Here is a 1,663-nt window from a genome sequence, read left to right as displayed (position 1 = left end):
CCGCCCAGTGCCAGAAGCCCGACCCGGTCGGCGCATCCGGATCGAAGCAGGACACGGCGAAGGACTTCGTGCCCTCCGGTGCGCCGGACCACGACAGCTGCGGCGACGTGTCGGAGCCGCCCATGCTGTGGGCCCAGTGGGCCTTCGGCAGCGGCTGGTCGTGGGAGATGTCGGTGCTCATCAGCGTGAGCGGCGCGAAGTCGCGCAACGTGGCGAGCTCGGCATACGGGTCGTAGGAGAACATGGACCCTCCTTTCGCCGCCAGGCTAGCCGCGGCCTCGGAGGGGCCGCGCGGGGTTGACGGACGCCCACAGGCGATCCATAGGGGCCGCATCGGCCGCGCCATGGCGCGGCGGGGAACGTGGGGCGTCGCCGGCCGCGAACGACGCGGCCCGACCCAGGAGGAACATGTCCCACGTCCAGCTCACCCCGATCCGTCGCCCGCGACTCGTGCGCAGCATCCCGTTCTGGCTGCTCCTGCTCGGCTCGATCGCGAGCCTCGCGGCGGGCATCCTGCTGACCGTCCCGAACATCGCCGTGATGACGACGACCCTGCTCGACGGCACCGCCACGGGGATCGAGGTGTACTCCGGCCAGGCCTGGGTCACGCTCGGCGCCGCGTTCGCCGGCGCGGGTGTGCTCGGGCTGCTGATCGCGCTCGCGCTCGCCGCGGCAGCGTCCCTGCTGCCCCGCCCCGCTGTCGCAGCGGGGCCGGCGGACGAGCCCGTGGAGGCTCCCGACGGCGAGCTCGCGCGGGAGGAGACTCCCGCCGGCGCCATGGCGTGACCCGCGCGTGCGGCGCCTCCGGGCGCCGCACGCTGAACGCTGTCAGGGCAGGGCTCGGAACTACGCGTCGACGCGACGTCGACGCGCGAGGTCCGCGAGCGCCGCGATCAGCGCGATCGCGATGAATCCGGCCACGGCCACCATCCCGTACGTGTACGCGTGATGGAACACGTCGAGCTCCGAGGTCGTGTCCCGCTCGCGGTAGATCGCCGCGTAGAACAGCGACAGCGCGATCGCCATGCCGATCGCCGTCCCCATCCGCTGCCCCAGCTGACCGACGGAGCCGGCGAGCCCCGCCTGCGCGACGGGGACATCCGCGTACATCAGCGTCTGGTTCGGCGACACGACGAAGCCGCCGCCCAGGCCGCCGATGACCATGACGACCGCCATGATCCAGCCCACGTGCGCCACCGGAGCGAGCACGGCGGCGAGAACGAGGGCGACGATCGCCACGAGCATGGTGCCGACGCCCAGCACGACGAGGCGGCGACCCTGACGAGCGACGAGCCGGCCGCCGAGCCACGACGTCACCGCACTCGCCAGCGCGAAGCCGATCGTGACCAGCGCGGCGTTCAGCGCCGTGAAGTGCAGCCCCGTCTGCAGGTAGAGCGTCGTGATCAGGAACAGGGCAGGCATGCCCATGAAGTACGCGCTGCCGACGAGCACGCCGTTGCGGAACGACGGCACGCTGAACAGCCCCAGCGGGAGCAGCGGCACCCGTCCTCGTGCTTCGTAGCGTCGCTCCCAGACCACCAGCGCGACGAACAGCACTGCGAGCGCGGCGAGCGACCACCACCGCGCGGGCGGATCCTCAGGCGAACCGGTCGTGAACAGGAACGGCAGCATGAGCGAGAGCACCGCACCGCCGAACAGCACG

2 protein-coding genes and 1 pseudogene are annotated in these 1,663 nt (G+C 72.0%); 1 reads left to right on the top strand and 2 read right to left on the bottom strand.

The annotated features are described in order from the left end of the window. Nucleotides 1–244, bottom strand: a pseudogene (locus RIF89_RS14805) (YbhB/YbcL family Raf kinase inhibitor-like protein); the annotation flags it as partial. Nucleotides 245–408: 164 nt separating this feature from the next. Here RIF89_RS14805 and RIF89_RS14800 point away from each other — a divergent pair. Then, nucleotides 409–786: a dinucleotide-utilizing enzyme gene (locus tag RIF89_RS14800; protein ID WP_309069833.1), complete on the top strand. Its 378-nt coding sequence runs from the start codon at nt 409–411 to the stop codon at nt 784–786. 60 nt (nt 787–846) lie between these two features. On the opposite strand, the gene RIF89_RS14795 is transcribed toward RIF89_RS14800, so the two are convergent. Next, a partial coding sequence (locus RIF89_RS14795) for an MFS transporter (protein ID WP_309069832.1) occupies nt 847–1,663 on the bottom strand: 817 nt, incomplete at its 5' end.

This window comes from Microbacterium sp. (assembly GCF_031178525.1).
In the GTDB taxonomy this organism is placed as follows: Bacteria; Actinomycetota; Actinomycetes; order Actinomycetales; family Microbacteriaceae; genus Microbacterium.
This window is presented reverse-complemented; position numbering and strand designations above follow the sequence as displayed.

Coding starts and splice junctions, on each gene's coding strand:
- RIF89_RS14800 (WP_309069833.1), top strand. CDS start 409: ATGTCCCACGTCCAGCTCACCCCGATCCGTCGCCCGCGACTCGTGCGC.